Consider the following 16,538-nt stretch of genomic DNA (forward strand, 5'->3'; position numbering starts at 1 on the left):
CCGTCTTGCCCCGCCGAATGTCGCTCCGGTTCCGGCATTCGCATTCCCGGCAGGGCATCGCCGGAACACCCGGCACCCAGGGTGGAAACGCTATGCATGAGGAAGCGATAAGGCGTTACGCGGCGCTTGCCGTGCCGCGATATACGTCGTTCCCGACAGCTGCGGATTTCCTGCCCGTGAGCGGCGAAACCACGCATCGCTGGTTGCGGCAGATCGGCCCGGAAGAAGGCGTTTCGCTCTATATCCATGTGCCTTACTGCCGACAGCTCTGCCATTATTGCGGATGCCATGCAAAAATGGCCATTCGGGACGACGTCATCGAAAATTTCCATACGGCATTGCTCAGCGAAATCGAGACCGTCGGCAAAAGCCTGACCGCCCGACCGAGTGTGGTGCGTATTCATTGGGGCGGCGGGACGCCCTCGATTTTGAACACGCGCCAGTTCACGGCCATTCTGGCAGCCCTGCGCTGCGCTTTCGATTTCGCGCCGGAGATGGAACACGCCATCGAGCTTGATCCGCGAAGCGTCACTTCCGAGCTTGCGCGCGCGCTGGCGCTCATGGGCGTCAACCGGGCAAGCCTTGGCGTGCAGGATGTGGATACTCAGGTGCAAAAGGCCATCGGTCGCATCCAGCCCATCGAAAAGGTGGCGGAGGCTGCGGGTCTTTTGCGGGAATTCGGCATAGAGCGCCTCAATTTCGATCTCATCTATGGTCTTCCCCTGCAAACCGTCGAAACATTGCGTGAGACATGCACGAAGGTCGCATCGCTCAAACCCAGCCGCGTTGCCTGTTACGGCTATGCGCATTTGCCGCAGCGTCGCGCCAACCAGCGTCTGATCGACACGAGCCTGTTGCCCGATGCCGACGCGCGCTTCGCGCAGGCGCAGGTGGTTGCCGAGAGCTTTGTCGGTTTCGGCTATGAACCCGTGGGGATCGACCATTACGCATTGCCGGACGACAGCCTCGCCGTGGCTTCGCGTAACGGAACCCTGCATCGCAATTTCCAGGGCTATACGGATGATCGCTGCCGGACGCTGATCGGGCTGGGTCCTTCATCCATATCGCAGTTTCCCGGCGGATACGCCCAGAATATCTCCGACGTGAAGCAATATGCAAAACGCGTCGAGGCGGGGGAACTTGCCACCGTTCGCGGTTATGAAATGCGGGAAGGCGACCGTATCCGCTCCGCAATCATCACGGCATTGATGTGCAACTTCCGGGTTGACCTGAACGTGATGGCGCCGGGGATCGAATTTTCGGACGAACTGGCCTTGTTGCGCCCGTTTGTGGTCGACGGTCTGGTAGAAGTGAGCAATGGCGTCATCAACGCCACGGATGACGGCAAGCCGCTGATCCGTCTGGTGGCCGCCGCTTTCGATGAATTTCGCAGGGAGACGATGCACGGCTTCAGTTTTGCCGTCTGAATTTGCGACAACACAAAGAGATAGGGTTGAAAGCGCCCTATCAAGAGAATGCTGCTGCACCGGGCCGTCAAAAGGTCAGTAGCATGGGAGCACCGCCGTTGGGGGACGTGCGGTGCTCCACCTTTTTTCAGAGCTTCCGGCTCTTTTCCAGCTTGGGCAGGAATATCGTCAGCAGGCCGAGCAGGGGCAGGTACGAACAGATCGTATAGACATATTCGATGCCCTTATGGTCGGCGACAATGCCGAGAACGGCGGCCGCTATACCGGCCATGCCGAAGGCAAAGCCGAAGAACAGCCCTGACACCATGCCGACACGCCCCGGCAGCAATTCCTGCGCGAAAACCACGATTGCCGGGAAGGCGGAGGCGAGGATCAGCCCGATGATCACCGTCAGGACGGCGGTCATTTCAAGATTTGCATAGGGCAGGGCAAGCGTGAAAGGCAGAACGCCGAGGATCGATGCCCAGATCACCTTGCGCGCTCCGATCCTGTCTCCAATCGGGCCGCCGATGATCGTGCCCGCTGCGACGGCGCCGAGGAACAGGAACAGAAGCAGTTGCGATGTCTGCACCGTCACGCCGAAATGGTTGATGGTGTAGAACGTGTAATAGCTCGTCAGGCTGGCCATGTAGATATATTTGGTAAAGACCAGCAAGGCCAGAACCACGACGGAAGCCAGAACCTTGCTGCGCGGCAGCGGCAGGGTCTTGTCCGGTTTCGCCTTGTTCGCATTTGCGATCCGGTAGCGGTTGTACCAGTTGCCGACATACCAGAGCAGCATCATGCCGATCAGGGCTGCAACGGAGAACCACGACACGCTGATCTGCCCGAAGGGAAGCACGATGAAGGCTGCCAGCAGAGGGCCGATCGACGAGCCGAAATTGCCGCCCACCTGAAACAGCGACTGCGCGAAGCCGTGGCGTCCGCCGGAAGCGAGCCGGGCGACGCGGGCCGCTTCCGGGTGGAAGACGGACGAGCCGAAGCCGACAAAAGCCGCTCCCAGAAGCAGGATCGAATAGTGATGCGCGGTTGCCAGAAAGACGAGGCCGACGAGCGTGCAGCCCATGCCGAAGGGCAGGGAATAGGGCATCGGCCTGCGGTCGGTGTAGATTCCCACGAGGGGCTGGAGGATCGACGCCGTCATCTGGAATGTGAAGGTGAGAAGACCGATCTGCCAGAAAGACAGGCTGTAATTGTCCTTCAGCATCGGGTAGATGGCCGGAAGGAGCGACTGCAGCATGTCGTTCAGGAAATGGCCCATGCTTGTGGCCAGAATAATGGCAAGGACGGTACTTTCCGCGCCGCTGTTTGATGGCTGCTGTGCAGCACTCATGCTCATACTGGTGCTCCGAAGATGAAAAGCCGGTCTTCAGTCATGTTTTCCGCAGTGTTACCGGGCCGCTGGAAACGAGACATTCATGGCAGTTACGGTTGCTGATGTGAAACCATTGGAACTTAAAAACTTAACGCCCGAACATCCGGGCCGTCCCCGAGAAGGTTCAAGCGTCAAATCCATTCCGCCAGCGAATGTCGCGATCATTCCCAGCTCGCTATTAATAGGACTATTGCCTGTCGCCCGCTTTCGTGATTTGGTCCACTACTTTCGAGAGTGGGCCAAACAATGCGTGAGACAGCGATGAAACCCAGGTCGCCGCGAGGGCTTTTACTGCCCGGAAGCGAGGAATTGCAGCAGTTCCATGAGCAGCGTATCGCCATGCTCGAGCAGATGAGCGGCCCCGTGATCGCCTTGCCGACGCGCTATCCGGACGGGTATTTCGTGCCGCGCCATCGTCATAGCAGGGCGCAGCTTCTCTGCGCCTCGCGAGGGGTGGTTCTGGTAACCACCGACGCCGGTCGCTGGATGATTCCCAGCGACCACGCCATGTGGATACCTGCCGGTGTCGAACATTCGGTGGAGATAGTCGGCGAGGTCTTCATGCGCTCGATCTATATCTGCGTCGGTGCGATATCGGGTGTGCCGGACTATCTCCACGTCGTCGGGCTTACCGACCTCATGCGATGCCTCATCACCGACGCGACCGCGCATGACAGCACACCTGAGCCGGATAGCCGTGATGCGCTGGTGATCGAGCTTATATTGCGCGACCTTCACACATTGCCGCAACGTCCTCTCGGACTGCCTTTCCCGTCTGATCCGCGCTTGCAGAAACTATGCCGTGAATTCGTGAAAAAGCCTTCTTCGCGCGTCACCATAGATGAGTGGGCGGACAAGATGGCCATGAGCCGCCGTTCGTTTACCCGGCATTTTCAGCGGGAGACCGGCGTGAGCCTCTCGGTCTGGCGTCAGCAGGCCTGTCTGTTCGCTGCCGTTCCGCGCCTTGCCGAAGGCGAGGCGGTGACGAGTGTGGCGCTGGATTTGGGATATGACAGCGTTTCGGCCTTCACGACGATGTTCCGGCGGATGCTCGGGGTTTCGCCGCGGTTTTATCTGCCGAGACTGGACATTGTTCCGTTCGAACGCAGCGACAGCCTCGCTGTATAATAACAATTGTTTCTGCGATGAGAGCGCATTATTAGGGCCACATGCTGTTTCAACGCCGCACCCCTCCGACCAGAAAAGAGCGTCTAAGGCTTCTGGTCTGGCCGCGTCGCTCCTTTTCCCGTTCCCTGCGTTACGGGGGAAAGCGGATTCTGCGCATCACGGCGTCGCCACATGCGGTCGCTGCGGGGCTGGCGGTTGGCGTTTTTTCTGCGTTCACCCCGTTTTTCGGTTTCCATCTCATCATTGCAATCGTGCTGGCCTATTTCCTCGCTGGAAATCTGGCCGCGGCAGCACTCGGCACGACATTTGCCAATCCGCTGACGCTGCCCTTCATATGGGGCAGTACCTTCGAGCTAGGCCGTTTCATCATGAACGGCAGCTTCGACCAGGCGCCGCCGGTTCATCTGGGGCGCGCGCTTGAAACCCTGCATTTTGACGAGATATGGACGCCATTATTGAAGCCGATGTTATTCGGTTCCACTGTTCTGGGCGCCGTTTCCGCCGTGGTGGTCTATTTTATCACCCGTTTCGCCGTTTCGGCTTTTCGCCGACGGCGTATAGAGCGTCTTGCCGAGAAATACCGCCAGCAATGCGAACAGGAGTCCCGGTGAGCATGATCGTGGGAATCGGAAGCGATCTTATCGATATTCGTCGTGTCGAAAGTACCCTGGAACGGCATGGCGACCGTTTCCGCAACCGGGTCTTCACCGAGATCGAACAGAAGAAGTCGGAAGGGCGCAAACAACGCGCCGCATCCTATGCAAAGCGCTTTGCGGCCAAGGAAGCTTGTGCGAAGGCGCTTGGAACAGGCATAGCCCAGGGCGTCTTCTGGCGCGATATGGGTGTGGTCAATGCCCCTTCGGGAAAGCCTACCATGCAGCTCACGGGCGGAGCCGCCAGACATCTCCGCAAGTTGCTGCCCGCCGGTATGCGCGCTGCCATACATCTGACAATTACAGATGATTTTCCTCTTGCGCAGGCGTTCGTCATCATCGAGGCCCTGCCTGAGACGGAGTAATTGTGATTATGACAGGCAACTCCTGCTCATAATCGTGCGATAACCCGGCGTTCTGCCGGCGGCCTGATTGCTTCATGCATTCATAGTCGTTATTAGATCGCGTATTGGAAGCGGAGATACAATGAGCGTGTCCAGCAAGAGTGAAACAAAAAAATCCGGTGGCCTTGGCGAAACCATCAGCGTTATCATACAGGCGCTACTGCTGGCACTGGTCATTCGCACCCTTCTTTTTCAGCCTTTCAGCATACCGTCGGGGTCCATGCGCCCCACGCTTCTGGAAGGCGATTACCTTTTCGTTTCGAAATATGCCTATGGCTATTCGCGCTATTCGCTGCCTTTCGGTCCAAATCTGTTTTCGGGCCGTATCTGGAGCGCCGAACCCAAGCGCGGCGATGTCGTGGTGTTCAAACTGCCGAGCGATCCCTCCGTCGATTATATCAAGCGCGTGATCGGGCTTCCCGGCGACCGGATCCAGATGCGCGGCGGCGTACTTTATATCAACGAGCAGCCGGTCAAGCGCGAACGGGTCGGCACGATCGACAACCCCGATGTCACCGAAGTGAACCGCCCTGTCGAAGTCTATCGCGAAACGCTGCCTGACGGCGTGACCTATGACACGCTGGACCTCTCTCCGAATTCCATCGGCGACGACACCCGCGTTTTCGAAGTCCCCGCCGGTCATTATTTCATGATGGGCGACAATCGCGATAACTCGCTCGATAGCCGTTTCGGCGTCGGATATGTGCCGTTCGAGAACCTCGTGGGCCGTGCGAACATCATCTTCTTCTCGATTGCCGACAAGGCGAGCCCGCTGGAAATCTGGAAATGGCCGACCGACGTTCGCTTCGGCCGCTTGTTCAGCTCCGTCGGCGGTGCCCCGCACACGGCCGTAACCGGGAATTGAAATGACTTCCGCAGTTCAGGCCGCAGCAATTCTTGAGGAGCGCACAGGACACCGTTTTCTTGATCTGAAGCGGCTGGATCGTGCGCTCACCCATTCAAGCGTACAGGCGCCATCGCGCGCGAATTATGAACGACTGGAATTCCTTGGAGATCGCGTTCTCGGGCTGACCGTCGCGGAAATGCTGTTCGATGCCTTTCCCGAGGCATCCGAGGGCGAATTGTCGGTCCGGCTCAACGCGCTGGTGAATGCGGAGACCTGCGCGGCCATAGCCGATGAAATGGGGCTCGCCGAGCTCATCCATACCGGTTCCGATATCAAGTCCCTCAATGACAAGCGTCTGTTGAATGTGCGCGCCGACGTGGTAGAGGCACTGATCGCCACGATCTATCTCGATGGCGGGCTGGAAGCCGTGCGCCCCTTCGTGAAACGCTATTGGAAGAAGCGCTCCCAGCAGACCGGAGCGGGGCGGCGCGACGCCAAGACAGAATTGCAGGAATGGGCACACCAGCAGGGCAATGTCCATCCGTCCTATGCCATCGTCAGTCGCTCCGGCCCGGACCATGATCCGCTGTTTACCGTGGAAGTGACGGTCAAGGGGTTCGCGCCCGAGACGGGGCAGGGGCGCTCCAAGCGGATAGCTGAACAAAGCGCCGCTGAAGCGATGCTGTATCGCGAGGGCATCTGGAAGCGTGACAATTCCGCTTGACGCAAGAATTGGCGTTATTTGAAACGGGATCGGATATAATCAGTCGATACGATTGTCGCTTTAATAAGCGGTTTCGTCGTATCTGAAATGTCGTGCGCGGGGGACGGCGGCATTCTGCAAGCACATATCGTCTGGAAGGATAAAGAATGAATAATCGGACGACGCCGGCGGACGGCGAAAATGAGACAGGGCAGACCCGGTCAGGATTTGTGGCGCTGATTGGAGCGCCCAATGCAGGAAAGTCGACGCTGGTCAACCAGTTGGTGGGGACAAAGGTTTCCATCGTCACGCACAAGGTGCAGACGACGCGCGCCCTCGTGCGCGGTATCTTCATTGAAGGGCCGGCGCAGATCGTTCTGGTCGATACGCCCGGTATTTTCCGGCCCAAGCGCAGGCTCGACCGCGCCATGGTCACGACCGCCTGGGGCGGCGCCAAGGACGCGGATATCATCCTCGTGCTGCTGGATTCCCAGGGCGGCCTGAACGAGAACGCCGAAGCGCTTCTTGCAAGCATGAAGGACGTGCGGCAGAAGAAGGTTCTGGTGCTGAACAAGGTTGACCGGGTGGACCCGCCGGTCCTGCTCGACCTTGCCCGGAAGGCCAATGAGCTTGTTGCCTTCGACCAGACTTTCATGGTTTCGGCATTGAACGGGTCGGGCTGCAAGGATCTGGCGAAATATCTTGCCGAAAACGTTCCGAACGGCCCGTGGTACTACCCGGAAGACCAGATTTCCGACATGCCGATGCGGCAGCTTGCTGCCGAGATTACCCGCGAGAAGCTTTATCTGCGCCTGCACGAGGAGCTTCCTTACGCTTCGACTGTGGAAACGGAACGCTGGGAAGAGCGCAAGGATGGATCGGTTCGCATCGAACAGGTGATCTACGTCGAGCGCGAAAGCCAGAAGAAGATCGTTCTGGGCCACAAGGGCGAGACCGTGAAAGCTATCGGGCAATCGGCGCGCAAGGAAATTTCCGAGATACTCGAACAGACGGTCCATCTCTTCCTTTTCGTGAAGGTGCGCGAAAACTGGGGCAACGACCCGGAACGCTATCGCGAGATGGGGCTTGATTTTCCAACCTGATCGATAAGACTGGCGATCATGGAATGGCGCGATGAAGGTATAATTCTCGGGACACGACGCCATGGCGAAACGAGCGCCATCGTGGAAGTGATGACCCGTGAGCATGGCCGCCACATGGGCATGGTTCGCGGCGGGCGTTCCCGCCGTATGCAGCCTCTGTTGCAGCCGGGCAATCATGTGGACCTCACATGGTGGGCGCGGCTGGACGAACATATGGGCAGCTTCACCATGGAGCCGCTTGGCTTCGCCGCGGCCCGTCTCATCGAAACGCCGGTGGCGCTTTACGGCATTCAACTGGCTGCGTCCCATCTGCGCCTTTTGCCCGAACGCGACCCGCACCGAGGACTCTACGAGACCTTGCGCCTGATCATCGAACATTTCGACGATCCGCTGGCTTCAGGCGAATTGTTGTTGCGTTTTGAAGTCATGATGCTGGAAGAACTGGGGTTCGGACTGGACCTCAAGGAATGCGCGGCAACCGGTTCGCACGAAGACCTGATCTATGTGTCGCCCAAATCGGGCCGCGCCGTCTGCCGCGATGCGGGCGCACCCTGGGCCGACAGGCTTCTGGCCCTGCCGGGCTTCGTCAACAATACGGCTATCCGCGCGGCTTCCTACGACGATATCGATCAGGCTTTCACGATGACCGGCTATTTCCTGATGCGGCATGTGTGGGAGCCGCGCGCCGTGACGCCGCCCGACGCACGGGGCGGCTTTTTGAACGCGCTTGGACGGGCGATCAGTCTTCAAGAGGCAGGCTGAAGACCTCTCCTTCGAAGGCGTCCGCTCCGCGTCCTATTGCACGTATCGCCGCGATCATCCGCCCATTTCGTCCGAGCATTTCATCTGCAACCGATATCAGGCGAATATTGGGAGTAGCGGCAGACGATAATCGTCGCAGGCGTGCGGCAAGCTCGACTTCGTCGAGTGATGGATCGAGCGCCAGCGCCATGACATAGGCGGCGGCGGTGGAGCGCGATATTCCAGCATAGCAGTGAATGAGCAATGGTGCCTTCATCGGCCAGATTTTCGCGAAATCCAGAAGTTCCCGCACATGACTTTCGTCCGGCGCGACCAGTCCTTCTCGCGGTTCGGCAATATCGTTGAACGTCAATGAAAGGCGAATGGCGCTGTAGCCATCGGGCAGGGCTTCGGGAACCCCGCTTCCAAGCGTGACGACATGGCTTGGCCGGTGCCGGGCAAGTTGCACGGCCAGTTGCGACAAGGGCGAAACGACGATTCGGCTCATCGGCCCGATCGCGCCTTGTCCAATGCCGCGAAACGCCGGAGGAAATCCGTCTGCACCTCCTGCGTCGGACGCGGCGTGATATCCAGTCCGGCTGGGTCGAAGCCACGCGGCCGTCCGAAATATTTCACGGCTTCGGTTTCGGTAAAACCGGCAAGCCGCGTCGCTTCAAAAAAGGCGGCGACCTGATCGGCCCGTTTGATCAGCGTCTTGAGCTGGACCGGTACGGAGGCCGGCAGGGCGAAACGAAGGTGAATGGCATGTTCCAGCCGTGTCTCTATCGTTTTGTAATTGCCGCCCATCACCGCCTTGAAAGGCGAGATCATGTCTCCGATCACATATTCCGGCGCATCGTGCAGAAGGGCAAGCAACTGCCACTCGACACTGGCATCGGGCACCAGCCGATTGAATATCTGATCGACGAGCAGCGAATGCTGGGCGACCGAAAAAGCGTGCTGGCCGATTGTTTGTCCGTTCCATCGGGCAACGCGTGCAAGACCATGGGCAATATCTTCGATTTCGATATCGAGAGGCGAGGGGTCCAGCAGGTCCAGGCGACGTCCCGACAGCATACGCTGCCAGGCGCGCATTTTTCCGGAAGAGTGGTCGGCGCTTGCCATCAGGCGTTTCCTGTTTCTGCTTCGGGAAAGCCGAAGCCTACATGCGGCGGCAGGGAGAGTGTGACCGGCGCTTCGCCCGCGAGGATGACACTGCCGGAATCCATAGCCTCCTTGACGCGATCAATGCGCATCAGGGCAATCCCGACCGTGTTGGCGGAACTGCCCATTGCGCCGATCTCGCGCCCATTCACGGTAATCGGCGTCCCCATCGGAGGAAGAAGGGTCTCGGAACGTGCCACGAGCACGCGTCGCCGCGCCGTGCCGCGATGCTGCATCCGGGACACGACTTCCTGCCCGATGAAGCACCCCTTGGGAAATGAAACGCCGCCGGTCTGGTCGAAGTTGACGTCATGAGGGAAGACGTCGTTATAGGCGAAATCCGCTTCGCCTTCCGCTATTCCGTACTCTGCGCGAAGTCTCGTCCAGGCTGAAATATCGGCGCTGCCGGCGGTCTGGCCATAGATTCTCAGAACATTCAGTTCCGTGGGAAAGCGGCGGTCATGCCTGATTGAATCGGTTTGTGAGGAAGGTGAATCGGTTTGCCAGCAAACGCCGACAAGTGATTCCGGCAATTGCACAATTTCCGCTTTCGCCCTCAGCCTGTAGAGCGTGATACGCTTGACGAAATCGGCGGCAATGCTCGCGGGCAGATCGAAGCGCAGCCCGCCCTCAATGCGGGAGACAAGAAAATCGAACAGGATTTTGCCTTGCGGTGCAAGGAGCGCGCCCGGCTTGAGATCGTCCGGCCCAAGCTTGTCCAGATCGGTGGTGATCACGGCCTGAAGGAATTTTTCAGCCTCTTCACCCGTGATGTGAACCAATGTCCTGTTGGAAAGATTTATCGTTTGAGCTGCCGTCGTCATCGCTTCGTCCTTGCCTTTCGCGCCCTCGTTACGTAAGCCCCATTGGAAAGGCTCGCAAGTCCCATCAAGATGGCAGGAGACAACCATGGCCGAGACATTCGATACGATCTTGAAAGGCGCAACCATCGTCAATCATGACGGCATCGGGCAGCGCGACGTCGGTATTCGCAATGGACGCATCGCCGCCATAGGGTCTCTCTCCGCAAGTTCTGCCGATGAGATCGTCGACTGTACGGGCCTGCACATTCTTCCCGGCGTGGTGGATAGTCAGGTCCATTTTCGCGAACCGGGACTGGAGCACAAGGAAGATCTCGAAACCGGATCTCTGGCCGCCGTTCTGGGCGGGGTGACGTCCGTTTTCGAAATGCCGAACACCAAGCCGCTGACTACCTCGGCGGAAGCGCTGGAAGACAAGGTGCGCCGTGGCCGTCACCGTATGCATTGCGATTTTGCATTCTGGGTGGGTGGCACGCGCGACAATGCCGGGGATGTTGCCGAACTGGAACGCCTGCCGGGCGCTGCCGGTATCAAGGTGTTCATGGGATCGTCTACCGGCGATCTTTTGGTCGAGGATGATGAAGGCGTGCGGTCGATCCTGAAGAACACGCGTCGCCGCGCCGCCTTCCACTCGGAAGACGAATTCCGCCTCGAAAAGCGCAAGAACCTGCGTGTCGAAGGCGACCCGTCGAGTCATCCGGTGTGGCGCGACGAGATTGCCGCCCTTCAATGCACGGAACGGCTGGTGGGCATCGCGCGCGATACCGGTGCGCGCATTCATGTGCTGCATATCTCGACTGCGGAAGAGATCGACTTTCTGAAGAACCACAAGGATGTCGCGACCTGCGAGGCAACGCCGCATCATCTCACCCTGTCGGCGGACGACTACAAGACCCTCGGCAATCTCATCCAGATGAACCCGCCCGTGCGCGACAAGCGCCACCGCGATGGCGTGTGGAAGGGGATCGACCAGGGCATCGTCGACGTTCTGGGCTCGGACCATGCGCCGCATACGCTGGAAGAAAAACAGAAGTCTTATCCGGCTTCCCCGTCCGGCATGACCGGCGTGCAGACGCTGGTGCCGATCATGCTGGATCACGTCAACGCCGGCAAGCTTTCGCTGGAGCGCTTCGTTGATCTTTCGAGCCACGGTCCGAACCGGATTTTCGGCATGGCCCGCAAGGGACGTATCGCTGTCGGTTACGATGCCGACCTGACGATTGTGGACATGAAACATCGCGAGACCATCACGCACGAGCAGGCCGGTTCGAAAGCCGGATGGACGCCTTATCACGGCAAGACCGTCACGGGCTGGCCGGTCGGAACCTTTGTGCGGGGCATCAAGGTGATGTGGGAAGCCGAGATCGTGAACCCGAACAAGGGCGAGCCTGTGGAATTTCTGGAAGCGCTGCCGCGCCAGTGACCGGAGGCTTACCGATGTTTATTGTTAATCTGACCTATATCAAACCTCTTGAAGAGATTGAGGTGCATCTTGAAGCGCATCGGGAGTTTCTCGATCGGCAATATGCTGCAGGCATTTTTCTCGCGTCTGGACCGAAAAACCCTCGCGACGGTGGCATCATTCTTGTGAGCGGTGAGGTGAGTAGAAGCGAACTCGACAAGATGTTGAGTCGCGATCCTTTCTGGCAGCATCAACTGGCAAGGTATGAGGTTACTGAGTTCATGCCGGTGAAGTATGCGTCTGGCTTGGGTGAATTCCTTTAAGTTCGTTTCTGGATTACAGTTGGCGTGATTTGTCCGCTCTTTGTCCGTAAGTTGCCTTTCGGTCAGTGTTGCAAGGGTTATTCTCTCCCTATAGTCTTTTTAAAGGGAGAACAAAAATGTCCGCTCACGATACGGCTTTGCTGGTCATCGATGCTCAGGAATCCTTTCGTCACCGTCCTTATTATCGGGACGAAGAGGTCACGGCCTATATCGAGCGCCAGCAGGCTTTGATCGACGGTGCGAAGCGCGCCGGCATTCCGGTAGTGCAGATTTTTCATGTCGAGAATGAAGGTCCGTTCTCTGAAGCCTCAGGTCTGGTGAAGCCGCTTGCGCCGCTGTCGATCGAACCCGACGCGGTTTTCCGCAAGCGCCGCCACAGTGCGCTGGTCGGAAGCGGGCTGGATGTCTGGCTGGTTTCAAATGGCATCCGCCGCGTGATCGTTTCGGGGATTCGCACGGAGCAGTGCTGCGAAACCACCACGCGGCAGGCATCGGATTTCGGATATGCAGTCGATTTTGTTGGCGAAGCGACGCTGACATTTCCGATGACCGACGCCACGGGACGCGAATGGAGCGCTGCGGAAATTCGGGCGCGGACGGAACTGGTTCTGGCTAATCGCTTTGCCCGTATCGTAACCGTCGAGCAGGCCCTGGCGGCATCGGGAGAACGGAAGGCTGCATGAACCGCCCAATCGACAGCATCCGGTCAATTCCGGTCTTTGTCGTCATCCCGCCGCGCCTGCTTCTGCTCGACGTGGCCGGGCCGCTTGAGGTTTTGCGCAAGGCTGATCTTGAGCAGCAAAAGGTGCGGTTCGACGTTCATTATGTCGGACCGGACCAAACCGTGCTCAGCTCCATAGGTCTGCCCGTTACCGGTGTCGAGCCGCTGCCTCGATCATTGCCGGACCGCGCTCTCGTCATCGTTTCCGGCACTGCGGATGTCCCGCTGGGCCATGCGGAAACGGACCGCGCGGGTGATGCCGTTGCGGAAAAAGAGATTGTGGCGTGGCTTCGCAGCGCTGTTCGTCCAGGTGTCCGGCTGGTAACGATCTGCTCCGGTGCATTGCTGGCGGCGCGCGCAGGCTTGCTCGACGGCTATTCCTGCACCACGCACCACCTGACAATCGGCGAACTGGAGCGATTGGCTCCCGCCGCCCGCGTGCATGAGAACAGGCTTTTCGTGGAAGATGGCGAGCGATTGACCAGTGCTGGCATCACCGCCGGGATCGATCTGATGCTCCACATCGTTGCGGGTTTGACCGACCACGCCACCGCGCTGGCCGTTGCGCGCTATCTGGTTGTCTATCTCAGGCGCAGCGGCAACGACCCGCAACTATCGCCATGGCTCGAAGGGCGAAATCATGTGAACCCTGTCGTGCATCGCGCACAGGATGCCATCGCGCACGATCCGGCGGCGGATTGGTCGGTGGAACGGCTGGCGGGCATTAGCGGGGCCAGCCCGCGCAATCTTTCCCGCCTTTTCAACGAATATGCCGGAATGAGCGTGACGGATTACGTCAACCGCCTCAAAATCAGTCTTGCCCGCGAAATGCTTCTGAATTCGGATATGGATATCGAAAATGTTGCGGCACGGGCTGGATTTGCATCGGCACGGCAGTTTCGGCGTGTCTGGCATCGGCTCTACGATGAACCGCCGAGCCGCTTGCGTGCCCTTGTCTGACTATTCGCCGCCAGACAGGAACCGCTCTATTGCAGGATGCGCTGGGGCAGGAAGGTTCCCGCCACGATCTGCTCGCGCATTTTCTCGATGAGTTCCAGCGCGCAGTCGTCGCCAGCCTCGCGGATAAGCTCGGTGAGCGCCGTCGTGAAAGCGGCCTCTGCAAGAATTTCCGGCTCGATACCCTCGGAAATACCGTCTGCCCAGGCCTCGTTATGATATTCGATTGCGACGAGCTTTTTCTCGCGGGCAATCATTTCGTCCAGATCGGCCGGTGCGTGTTCCATAGGTTTCATCCTGGCTTTCGCCTTTCTGCCGCATGACTGTGTCTCACCGTTATCCGGGAGCGCAACCGCCTTGCGACGTGACTGCTTTTTAAGACAGTGTTAACAGATTATCACGGATTTGAACGACACTATTCCTCGCAATCCGCACAAGAGTGAATGATTGGTTAATTTCCATAGCGCGAGATGATCTCGTTCGACAAGTCCCCGCCTTCCTTCATGTAGCGATCGATCGCCGCAAGCGCCGAGGGCGTGCAGCGCGTATAGTTGTCGCCAAACACCCGATACCCATGGTTGAAGCTTGATACGAGCCTCACCCGTTCGGCTTCGGAAGGCTTTTCAGCCGTTATGATGGCATCCATCCGGTCCCGCCATTCGCTGCCAGCTTCGCCGCACAGATTGCGCAGATAGTGAAGCGAGCCGAGAATTTCGGCGAGCCGCAACATCTTCCCTTCATAGGGGGCGTCCTGAGCGGAAGCCGGAAACGCCACCCCGACCCATAAAGCGATCGAGGCGCGGACAGCCAGCCGAACAAACGGCCGAACAAACGGCCGAACAAGCGGAATGCCTTTCAATCGAAAACCCTCTCACCTGACAATAAGCTATTCTCCGAATAGGGGCGGCTTCAAGGCAGATCGCTAAACAAGATTAATCTCGGAATGCCCGTCTTCGCTTTCGGCCACCGCGCGGGCGACATCAAGGGTACTGTCCGTCACTTTTGCCGAAATCATCTCCTCCACCGTCAGCCAATGGATGGAGGCGGCGTCATCTCCCGCCGCTTCCTGACCGGAAATCCTCATCGCACGAAAGACAGAGAGATAGTAGCTCCTGTCATATGCCTTGCCTTCAAGGGCGAGATCAACGGTGATGACATGAGACAACTGCCGGGCCTCGAGCGCCGTTTCTTCCCGGAGTTCGCGGATGGCGGCTTCTTCGGGCGTTTCGCCGGCTTCGATGCCGCCGCCCGGAAAAGCGAGCCAGCCTTTCCACGGTTCCTTTCCGCGCTCGACCAGAAGGAAACGTCCTTCGCGCCGGCAGATCAGCGAGACGCCGTGAACCTTCGCAGGGATCGGAAATACGGGAACTGTTTTCATCATGCTCCGACTGTTTCACACTTTTCGGGATGTGTTCATAGCTATAACATGCCCACCATGTGTGGACGTTTTTCATTGACCGCAAGCCGGGACGAACTGGAAGCCTTCGCGGCGGCACTGATCGCCGAGGATTTTCCTCCGCGCTACAATATTGCTCCAACCCAGCCGATCCTGTCGATCCTGGGCGGTGAAACGCCTCCGCCGGGGAGCAACCGGCCCGACCGGATGGGTGTGCTCGTGCGCTGGGGCTTCGTTCCTTCATGGGTCAAGGACCCGAACCAATGGCCGCTGATGTTCAACATCCGGTCTGAAACGGCAGCCGAGAAAAATTCATTTCGCGCAGCCCTCAATCACCGTCGCGCCCTGATACCTGCGTCGGGCTTTTACGAGTGGCGTCGTGAAGGGAAGAACAAGTCGCAAGCTTACTGGGTGCGCCCGCGCAGGGGCGGCATCGTGGCTTTTGGCGGCCTGATCGAGACATGGAGCAGCGCCGACGGCTCCCAGATCGATACTGGAGGCATATTGACGACGAGCGCGAACGGCTTGCTCAGGTCGATCCATGAACGGATGCCGGTGGTCGTACAGCCGGAGGATTTTGCGCGCTGGCTCGATTGCAAGCGCCATCTGCCGCGTGAAGTCGCGGACATCATGCGCCCGGTTCAGGATGATTTTTTTGAAGCAGTTCCCGTGTCGGACAAGGTCAACAAGGTGGCCAATACCACGCCCGATCTACAAGAGCGCGTAGAGGAACAGGTTCCTTCGCAGAACGCAGCACCGAAGCGAAAGTCGAAGCCCGAGTCCGATGACGGGAACGATGGGCAGCTTTCGATGTTCTGACAGTGACCGCCAGTCTTGCTGGACTGGCGCTATTTTTTACGCATCCACCCACTCAGAGCGCCAGACCTGCGCGGCGCTCTCGGTGCTGAACGATATCAGCTTCTTCAGCCGGTCTTCTTGATGGCGAGAATGGAGCGGCGGCGATTGTCGTTACGACCGTCGGTCGTGCGCCGCGTTGCGTTCAGCAATGCTGCAACAAGCACGGCAGGCCCGATCTCGCGGTATTTATCAACCAGTCGGTCTTGGCGGGGTTGCAGTTCATTCTTAGACATCGGTCTTTCCTTTCGATAATGCCTGATCACCATTCTGTGATTGATTGAGACCGAATGAAGGCTGATTGGAGCCGGTTTTGCGGTTTTCCGGTTAACGGTGCGGTGTGGATAAGTTGGTTGCAAAAATACAACAGGCGCTGGGGTCTAAACCCAATTAGGATTTTGCCCCTGAATGCGTCGAAAAGTCCTCGTGGTGGGACACACCACGAGGACTTTTCTCCTGTTCAGGAACAAAATCCGGCTCACGCCACGCCCGAAACCTGATTGAGTTTAGACCCTAAA

At 58.5% G+C, this 16,538-nt stretch carries 21 protein-coding genes; 13 read left to right on the top strand and 8 right to left on the bottom strand.

Annotation, left to right across the window (positions count from 1 at the left end; translation table 11 throughout):
- Positions 1–92 precede the first annotated feature (92 nt).
- On the top strand, positions 93–1,427 hold the full coding sequence (hemN, locus tag FHS76_RS05725; protein ID WP_183649395.1) for an oxygen-independent coproporphyrinogen III oxidase: 1,335 nt from the start codon (positions 93–95) through the stop codon (positions 1,425–1,427).
- A gap of 127 nt (positions 1,428–1,554) precedes the next feature.
- Here the strand turns inward: hemN and FHS76_RS05730 are convergent, their stop codons facing one another.
- Complete coding sequence (locus FHS76_RS05730) at positions 1,555–2,766, bottom strand: MFS transporter (protein WP_183649398.1); 1,212 nt, start codon at positions 2,764–2,766, stop codon at positions 1,555–1,557.
- Between the two features lie 327 nt (positions 2,767–3,093).
- On the opposite strand from FHS76_RS05730, the gene FHS76_RS05735 reads away from it, so the two are divergent.
- The 7 genes from FHS76_RS05735 (at position 3,094) to recO (ending at position 8,402) form a co-directional block, all read left to right on the top strand.
- On the top strand, positions 3,094–3,930 hold the full coding sequence (locus tag FHS76_RS05735; protein ID WP_183650135.1) for an AraC family transcriptional regulator: 837 nt from the start codon (positions 3,094–3,096) through the stop codon (positions 3,928–3,930).
- 41 nt (positions 3,931–3,971) lie between these two features.
- Positions 3,972–4,541 carry a type IV secretion system effector BspA gene (bspA, locus tag FHS76_RS05740; RefSeq protein ID WP_183649401.1) on the top strand — a complete coding sequence of 190 codons (570 nt, stop codon included), beginning with the start codon at positions 3,972–3,974 and terminating at the stop codon, positions 4,539–4,541.
- A 2-nt stretch (positions 4,542–4,543) separates the two neighbouring features.
- The gene (gene acpS, locus FHS76_RS05745; RefSeq protein WP_183649404.1) at positions 4,544–4,948 is read left to right on the top strand and encodes a holo-ACP synthase; all 405 of its coding nucleotides are present in this window, start codon (positions 4,544–4,546) and stop codon (positions 4,946–4,948) included.
- A 121-nt stretch (positions 4,949–5,069) separates the two neighbouring features.
- Entirely contained in the window at positions 5,070–5,852 is a 783-nt protein-coding gene (gene lepB / locus FHS76_RS05750; RefSeq protein WP_183649407.1) for a signal peptidase I, read from the top strand.
- A 1-nt stretch (position 5,853) separates the two neighbouring features.
- Positions 5,854–6,558 carry a ribonuclease III gene (gene rnc, locus FHS76_RS05755; protein WP_183649411.1) on the top strand — a complete coding sequence of 235 codons (705 nt, stop codon included), beginning with the start codon at positions 5,854–5,856 and terminating at the stop codon, positions 6,556–6,558.
- 146 nt (positions 6,559–6,704) lie between these two features.
- Positions 6,705–7,640, top strand: a complete 936-nt coding sequence (era, locus tag FHS76_RS05760) for a GTPase Era (RefSeq protein WP_183649413.1) — start codon at positions 6,705–6,707, stop codon at positions 7,638–7,640.
- A gap of 18 nt (positions 7,641–7,658) precedes the next feature.
- Complete coding sequence (recO, locus tag FHS76_RS05765) at positions 7,659–8,402, top strand: DNA repair protein RecO (RefSeq protein ID WP_183649416.1); 744 nt, start codon at positions 7,659–7,661, stop codon at positions 8,400–8,402.
- Here recO and FHS76_RS05770 read toward each other — a convergent pair.
- Genes FHS76_RS05770 through ygfZ form a run of 3 tightly spaced genes read right to left on the bottom strand, consistent with a single transcriptional unit; the run spans position 8,380 to position 10,369 of the window.
- Positions 8,380–8,889: a tyrosine phosphatase family protein gene (locus FHS76_RS05770; protein WP_183649419.1), complete on the bottom strand. Its 510-nt coding sequence runs from the start codon at positions 8,887–8,889 to the stop codon at positions 8,380–8,382. The two genes, recO and FHS76_RS05770, sit on opposite strands and share 23 nt — an antisense overlap.
- Complete coding sequence (locus tag FHS76_RS05775; RefSeq protein ID WP_183649422.1) at positions 8,886–9,506, bottom strand: YfbR-like 5'-deoxynucleotidase; 621 nt, start codon at positions 9,504–9,506, stop codon at positions 8,886–8,888. The genes FHS76_RS05770 and FHS76_RS05775 overlap by 4 nt, the downstream gene beginning before the upstream one ends.
- Positions 9,506–10,369, bottom strand: coding sequence for a CAF17-like 4Fe-4S cluster assembly/insertion protein YgfZ (ygfZ, locus tag FHS76_RS05780; protein WP_235992592.1), 864 nt, complete (start codon positions 10,367–10,369; stop codon positions 9,506–9,508). Before ygfZ ends, FHS76_RS05775 begins: the two co-directional genes overlap by 1 nt.
- Before the next feature lie 85 nt (positions 10,370–10,454).
- On the opposite strand from ygfZ, the gene FHS76_RS05785 reads away from it, so the two are divergent.
- The 4 genes from FHS76_RS05785 (at position 10,455) to FHS76_RS05800 (ending at position 13,772) form a co-directional block, all read left to right on the top strand.
- Complete coding sequence (locus FHS76_RS05785; protein WP_183649425.1) at positions 10,455–11,789, top strand: dihydroorotase; 1,335 nt, start codon at positions 10,455–10,457, stop codon at positions 11,787–11,789.
- A 14-nt stretch (positions 11,790–11,803) separates the two neighbouring features.
- Entirely contained in the window at positions 11,804–12,091 is a 288-nt protein-coding gene (locus FHS76_RS05790) for a YciI family protein (protein ID WP_183649428.1), read from the top strand.
- Positions 12,092–12,207: 116 nt separating this feature from the next.
- A complete protein-coding gene (locus FHS76_RS05795) occupies positions 12,208–12,774 on the top strand; it encodes an isochorismatase family protein (protein WP_183649431.1) in 567 nt (188 codons plus the stop codon).
- Complete coding sequence (locus tag FHS76_RS05800) at positions 12,771–13,772, top strand: GlxA family transcriptional regulator (protein WP_183649434.1); 1,002 nt, start codon at positions 12,771–12,773, stop codon at positions 13,770–13,772. Before FHS76_RS05795 ends, FHS76_RS05800 begins: the two co-directional genes overlap by 4 nt.
- 26 nt (positions 13,773–13,798) lie before the next feature.
- On the opposite strand, the gene FHS76_RS05805 is transcribed toward FHS76_RS05800, so the two are convergent.
- From FHS76_RS05805 to FHS76_RS05815, 3 genes are all read right to left on the bottom strand, one after another.
- Positions 13,799–14,056 carry a hypothetical protein gene (locus tag FHS76_RS05805; protein ID WP_012092403.1) on the bottom strand — a complete coding sequence of 86 codons (258 nt, stop codon included), beginning with the start codon at positions 14,054–14,056 and terminating at the stop codon, positions 13,799–13,801.
- A gap of 164 nt (positions 14,057–14,220) precedes the next feature.
- A complete protein-coding gene (locus tag FHS76_RS05810) occupies positions 14,221–14,580 on the bottom strand; it encodes a TIGR02301 family protein (RefSeq protein ID WP_183650141.1) in 360 nt (119 codons plus the stop codon).
- 111 nt (positions 14,581–14,691) lie between these two features.
- Positions 14,692–15,147 (bottom strand): NUDIX hydrolase, encoded by a 456-nt coding sequence (locus FHS76_RS05815; protein ID WP_183650144.1) that lies wholly within the window; start codon positions 15,145–15,147, stop codon positions 14,692–14,694.
- A 57-nt stretch (positions 15,148–15,204) separates the two neighbouring features.
- Here FHS76_RS05815 and FHS76_RS05820 point away from each other — a divergent pair, with 57 nt between their 5' ends.
- Positions 15,205–15,984, top strand: a complete 780-nt coding sequence (locus tag FHS76_RS05820; RefSeq protein ID WP_183649437.1) for an SOS response-associated peptidase — start codon at positions 15,205–15,207, stop codon at positions 15,982–15,984.
- Between the two features lie 104 nt (positions 15,985–16,088).
- On the opposite strand, the gene FHS76_RS05825 is transcribed toward FHS76_RS05820, so the two are convergent.
- The gene (locus FHS76_RS05825) at positions 16,089–16,256 is read right to left on the bottom strand and encodes a hydrolase (protein WP_183649440.1); all 168 of its coding nucleotides are present in this window, start codon (positions 16,254–16,256) and stop codon (positions 16,089–16,091) included.
- Positions 16,257–16,538: the final 282 nt, after the last annotated feature.

Origin of the sequence: Brucella daejeonensis (assembly GCF_014199265.1) — a bacterium.
Taxonomy (GTDB): domain Bacteria; phylum Pseudomonadota; class Alphaproteobacteria; order Rhizobiales; family Rhizobiaceae; genus Brucella; species Brucella daejeonensis.

What these genes read in the sequence shown, in the direction of transcription:
- era (WP_183649413.1), top strand. Translation starts at nt 6,705, where the DNA reads ATGAATAATCGGACGACGCCGGCGGACGGCGAAAATGAGACAGGGCAG.
- FHS76_RS05785 (WP_183649425.1), top strand. Translation starts at nt 10,455, where the DNA reads ATGGCCGAGACATTCGATACGATCTTGAAAGGCGCAACCATCGTCAAT.
- recO (WP_183649416.1), top strand. Translation starts at nt 7,659, where the DNA reads ATGGAATGGCGCGATGAAGGTATAATTCTCGGGACACGACGCCATGGC.
- acpS (WP_183649404.1), top strand. Translation starts at nt 4,544, where the DNA reads ATGATCGTGGGAATCGGAAGCGATCTTATCGATATTCGTCGTGTCGAA.
- FHS76_RS05825 (WP_183649440.1), bottom strand. Translation starts at nt 16,256, where the DNA reads ATGTCTAAGAATGAACTGCAACCCCGCCAAGACCGACTGGTTGATAAA.
- ygfZ (WP_235992592.1), bottom strand. Translation starts at nt 10,369, where the DNA reads ATGACGACGGCAGCTCAAACGATAAATCTTTCCAACAGGACATTGGTT.
- FHS76_RS05770 (WP_183649419.1), bottom strand. Translation starts at nt 8,889, where the DNA reads ATGAGCCGAATCGTCGTTTCGCCCTTGTCGCAACTGGCCGTGCAACTT.
- FHS76_RS05775 (WP_183649422.1), bottom strand. Translation starts at nt 9,506, where the DNA reads ATGGCAAGCGCCGACCACTCTTCCGGAAAAATGCGCGCCTGGCAGCGT.
- FHS76_RS05815 (WP_183650144.1), bottom strand. Translation starts at nt 15,147, where the DNA reads ATGAAAACAGTTCCCGTATTTCCGATCCCTGCGAAGGTTCACGGCGTC.
- FHS76_RS05790 (WP_183649428.1), top strand. Translation starts at nt 11,804, where the DNA reads ATGTTTATTGTTAATCTGACCTATATCAAACCTCTTGAAGAGATTGAG.
- lepB (WP_183649407.1), top strand. Translation starts at nt 5,070, where the DNA reads ATGAGCGTGTCCAGCAAGAGTGAAACAAAAAAATCCGGTGGCCTTGGC.
- rnc (WP_183649411.1), top strand. Translation starts at nt 5,854, where the DNA reads ATGACTTCCGCAGTTCAGGCCGCAGCAATTCTTGAGGAGCGCACAGGA.
- FHS76_RS05795 (WP_183649431.1), top strand. Translation starts at nt 12,208, where the DNA reads ATGTCCGCTCACGATACGGCTTTGCTGGTCATCGATGCTCAGGAATCC.
- FHS76_RS05800 (WP_183649434.1), top strand. Translation starts at nt 12,771, where the DNA reads ATGAACCGCCCAATCGACAGCATCCGGTCAATTCCGGTCTTTGTCGTC.
- FHS76_RS05730 (WP_183649398.1), bottom strand. Translation starts at nt 2,766, where the DNA reads ATGAGCATGAGTGCTGCACAGCAGCCATCAAACAGCGGCGCGGAAAGT.
- hemN (WP_183649395.1), top strand. Translation starts at nt 93, where the DNA reads ATGCATGAGGAAGCGATAAGGCGTTACGCGGCGCTTGCCGTGCCGCGA.
- FHS76_RS05805 (WP_012092403.1), bottom strand. Translation starts at nt 14,056, where the DNA reads ATGGAACACGCACCGGCCGATCTGGACGAAATGATTGCCCGCGAGAAA.
- FHS76_RS05820 (WP_183649437.1), top strand. Translation starts at nt 15,205, where the DNA reads ATGTGTGGACGTTTTTCATTGACCGCAAGCCGGGACGAACTGGAAGCC.
- bspA (WP_183649401.1), top strand. Translation starts at nt 3,972, where the DNA reads ATGCTGTTTCAACGCCGCACCCCTCCGACCAGAAAAGAGCGTCTAAGG.